This window comes from Larkinella sp. C7 (genome assembly GCF_006149005.1).
Classification (GTDB): domain Bacteria; phylum Bacteroidota; class Bacteroidia; order Cytophagales; family Spirosomataceae; genus Larkinella.
Genome location: NZ_VBSL01000038.1, coordinates 1 through 4,150 on the forward strand (window position 1 = coordinate 1; position 4,150 = coordinate 4,150).

General features: G+C 50.3%; 1 tRNA gene and 2 rRNA genes. All 3 read right to left on the reverse strand.

Annotated features, from left to right (window positions below):
* Positions 1-2,170 (reverse strand): 23S ribosomal RNA (locus FH871_RS34250); the annotation flags it as partial.
* Between the two features lie 160 nt (positions 2,171-2,330).
* A tRNA-Ala gene (locus FH871_RS34255) sits at positions 2,331-2,403 on the reverse strand.
* Positions 2,404-2,577: 174 nt separating this feature from the next.
* Positions 2,578-4,134, reverse strand: a 16S ribosomal RNA gene (locus FH871_RS34260).
* Positions 4,135-4,150: the final 16 nt, after the last annotated feature.

The following is a 4,150-nucleotide window of genomic DNA, read 5'->3' on the forward strand; positions in this document are numbered from 1 at the left end:
AGTGGGTTAGAGTAGCCATAACACAAGGGTAGTATCCCAACAACGCCTCATTCGAAACTGGCGTCCCGAACTCTATGGCTCCTACCTATCCTGTACATGTGGTACAGATACTCAATATCAAACTGCAGTAAAGCTCCATGGGGTCTTTCCGTCCTGTCGCGGGTAACCTGCATCTTCACAGGTACTAAAATTTCACCGAGTCTCTCGTTGAGACAGTGCCCAAATCATTACGCCTTTCGTGCGGGTCGGAACTTACCCGACAAGGAATTTCGCTACCTTAGGACCGTTATAGTTACGGCCGCCGTTTACTGGGGCTTCAATTCACACCTTCGCTTACGCTAAGCGTTCCTCTTAACCTTCCAGCACCGGGCAGGCGTCACCCCCTATACTTCATCTTACGATTTCGCAGAGAGCTGTGTTTTTGATAAACAGTTGCTTGGGCCTATTCACTGCGGCTGACCTTAAGTCAGCGCCCCTTCTCCCGAAGTTACGGGGCCATTTTGCCGAGTTCCTTAACGAGAGTTCTCTCGCTCACCTGAGGCTACTCGCCTCGACTACCTGTGTCGGTTTGCGGTACGGGTAGAGTATAGATTAATGCTAGAAGATTTTCTTGGCAGCCTGACATCACTCACTTCGCTACTAAACTTCGCTCCCCATCACAGCTCAATGTTAAAGATATAAGCATTTGACTCCTATCACACCTCACTGCTTGGCCAGACACTTCCAATCGTCTGGTTGAGGTAGCCTTCTGCGTCCCTCCGTCACTCTATACTCTAGTACAGGACTATCAACCTGTTGCCCATCGGATACACCGTTCGGTCTCTCCTTAGGTCCCGACTAACCCAGGGCGGACGAGCCTTCCCCTGGAAACCTTAGTCTTACGGTGGACAGGATTCTCACCNTATGCATTCCAGCGCTCCTCACGGTACACCTTCACCACACATAGAACGCTCTCCTACCATCCCTAAAGGATCCACAGCTTCGGTAAATTGTTTTAGCCCCGGTACATTTTCGGCGCAGGGTCACTCGACTAGTGAGCTATTACGCACTCTTTGAATGAATAGCTGCTTCTAAGCTAACATCCTAGTTGTCTGTGCAACCCCACATCCTTTTCCACTTAACAATTATTTGGGGACCTTAGCTGGTGGTCTGGGCTGTTTCCCTTTCGACTACGGATCTTAGCACTCGCAGTCTGACTGCCGACCATAATTACTTGGCATTCGGAGTTTATCTGAGTTTGGTAATCCGGGATGGACCCCTTACCCAAACAGTGCTCTACCTCCAAGAATCTCATTGTCGACGCTAGCCCTAAAGCTATTTCGGAGAGAACCAGCTATCTCCAAGTTCGTTTGGAATTTCTCCGCTACCCACAAGTCATCCAAGCACTTTTCAACGTACTCTGGTTCGGGCCTCCAGTGAGTCTTACCTCACCTTCACCCTGCTCATGGGTAGGTCACATGGTTTCGGGTCTACGTCACTGTACTTACTCGCCCTCTTCAGACTCGGTTTCCCTACGGCTCCGTCTCTTCAACTTAACCTCGCACACTAACGTAACTCGCCGGTTCATTCTACAAAAGGCACGCTCTCACCCATTAACGGGCTCGAACTTGTTGTAGGCACACGGTTTCAGGTTCTCTTTCACTCCCCTTCCGGGGTGCTTTTCACCTTTCCCTCACGGTACTGGTCCACTATCGGTCACTAGGGAGTATTTAGGGTTGGGAGATGGGCCTCCCAGTTTCCGACGAGATTCCTCGTGTCTCGCCGTACTCAGGATACTGCTAGGCCTAAAAATGATTTCAACTACGAGGCTCTTACTCTCTTTGGCTGACTTTCCCAAGTCATTCGTCTATCATCCTTAAAGCCACTGCGCAGTCCTACAACCCCGAAGTGTAAACACTTCGGTTTGCCCTCCTGCCTCTTCGCTCGCCGCTACTAAGGCAATCGCTTTTGCTTTCTCTTCCTGCAGCTACTTAGATGTTTCAGTTCACTGCGTCTTCCTTCACATGACCTTAACAGTCATGGATACTAGCCATCAGCTAGTGGGTTCCCCCATTCGGACATCTCTGGATCACAGCTTACTTACAGCTCCCCAAAGCATTTCGTCGTTCGTCACGTCCTTCTTCGGCTCCTAGTGCCAAGGCATCCACCGTGCGCCCTTATTAACTTAACCTTATTTCTCTTTGGTCTCTTTAAAATATTTACAGCGTTTCGGTTTATTTTCTTGTTACTATTTGATAGATATTCAATTTTCAATGAACAATTGGCAACGTCGTTGCCGCTTAGGATAAGGGGGCACTGCTCTTTGAGAATAGTTGAACTCCGTATCCTAATGGAGCCTAGCGGGATCGAACCGCTGACCTCCTGCGTGCAAAGCAGGCGCTCTCCCAGCTGAGCTAAGGCCCCACAAAACCTCTGAAAACTAAATAGCGTCCCCAAAACGTGCTTCCGTTACTAAGTAATTGTACTCAGACTAAAATCCTAGGAAAAAGATGGCCGTCCTAGAAAATCAGGATTTTCTGGCCGTCCCCTATTTTCATACGGATTTCTTAACGTCTTCGTTACTTAGTTTATCCTTAGAAAGGAGGTGATCCAGCCGCACCTTCCGATACGGCTACCTTGTTACGACTTCACCCCAATCATCCATCCCACCTTAGGCGGCTGGCCCCATAAATGGTTACCTCACCGACTTTGGGTGTTACAAACTCTCGTGGTGTGACGGGCGGTGTGTACAAGGCCCGGGAACGTATTCACCGCGGCGTGCTGATCCGCGATTACTAGCGATTCCGACTTCATGTAGGCGAGTTGCAGCCTACAATCCGAACTGAGATTGGCTTTCAGAGATTAGCTTGCCGTCACCGGCTTGCGACTCGTTGTACCAACCATTGTAGCACGTGTGTAGCCCAGGTCATAAGGGGCATGATGATTTGACGTCATCCCCACCTTCCTCCGGTTTATTACCGGCAGTCTCGCTAGAGTGCCCAACTTAATGATGGCAACTAACAATAAGGGTTGCGCTCGTTGCGGGACTTAACCCAACATCTCACGACACGAGCTGACGACAACCATGCACCACCTGTCTCCGATGTTCCGAAGAAAAACTCTATCTCTAGAGCGGGCATCGGGATGTCAAGACCTGGTAAGGTTCTTCGCGTTGCTTCGAATTAAACCACATGCTCCACCGCTTGTGCGGGCCCCCGTCAATTCCTTTGAGTTTCAACCTTGCGGTCGTACTCCCCAGGCGGAGTGCTTAATGCGTTAGCGTCGGCACTAAGTCCCGGAAAGGACCTAACACCTAGCACTCAGCGTTTACGGCGTGGACTACCAGGGTATCTAATCCTGTTCGCTACCCACGCTTTCGAGCCTCAGCGTCAGTGACAGACCAGAGAGCCGCTTTCGCCACCGGTGTTCCTCCATATATCTACGCATTTCACCGCTACACATGGAATTCCACTCTCCCCTTCTGCACTCAAGTCTAACAGTTTCCAAAGCATACATTGGTTGAGCCAATGCCTTTAACTTCAGACTTACTAAACCGCCTGCGCTCCCTTTACGCCCAATAAATCCGGACAACGCTCGGGACCTACGTATTACCGCGGCTGCTGGCACGTAGTTAGCCGTCCCTTTCTGGTAGGGTACCGTCACTGTGTAAGCTTTCCACTCTTACACACGTTCTTCCCCTACAACAGAGCTTTACGATCCGAAAACCGTCTTCACTCACGCGGCGTTGCTCGGTCAGACTTGCGTCCATTGCCGAAGATTCCCTACTGCTGCCTCCCGTAGGAGTCTGGGCCGTGTCTCAGTCCCAGTGTGGCCGATCACCCTCTCAGGTCGGCTATGTATCGTTGCCTAGGTAGGCCGTTACCCTACCTACTAGCTAATACAACGCAGGTCCATCTGATAGTGAAGCCATTGCTTCTTTTAAACAGTTAACATGAGTTAACTCCTCTTATGCGGTATTAGCTATCGTTTCCAATAGTTATCCCCCGCTATCAGGCAGGTTACCTACGCGTTACTCACCCGTTCGCGACTCATTAGTAACACTGGAGCAAGTCCGGTGTTACCAATGCGTTCCACTTGCATGTATTAGGCACGCCGCCAGCGTTCGTCCTGAGCCAGGATCAAACTCTCGTTTAAGTTTGAGCTCTCACTC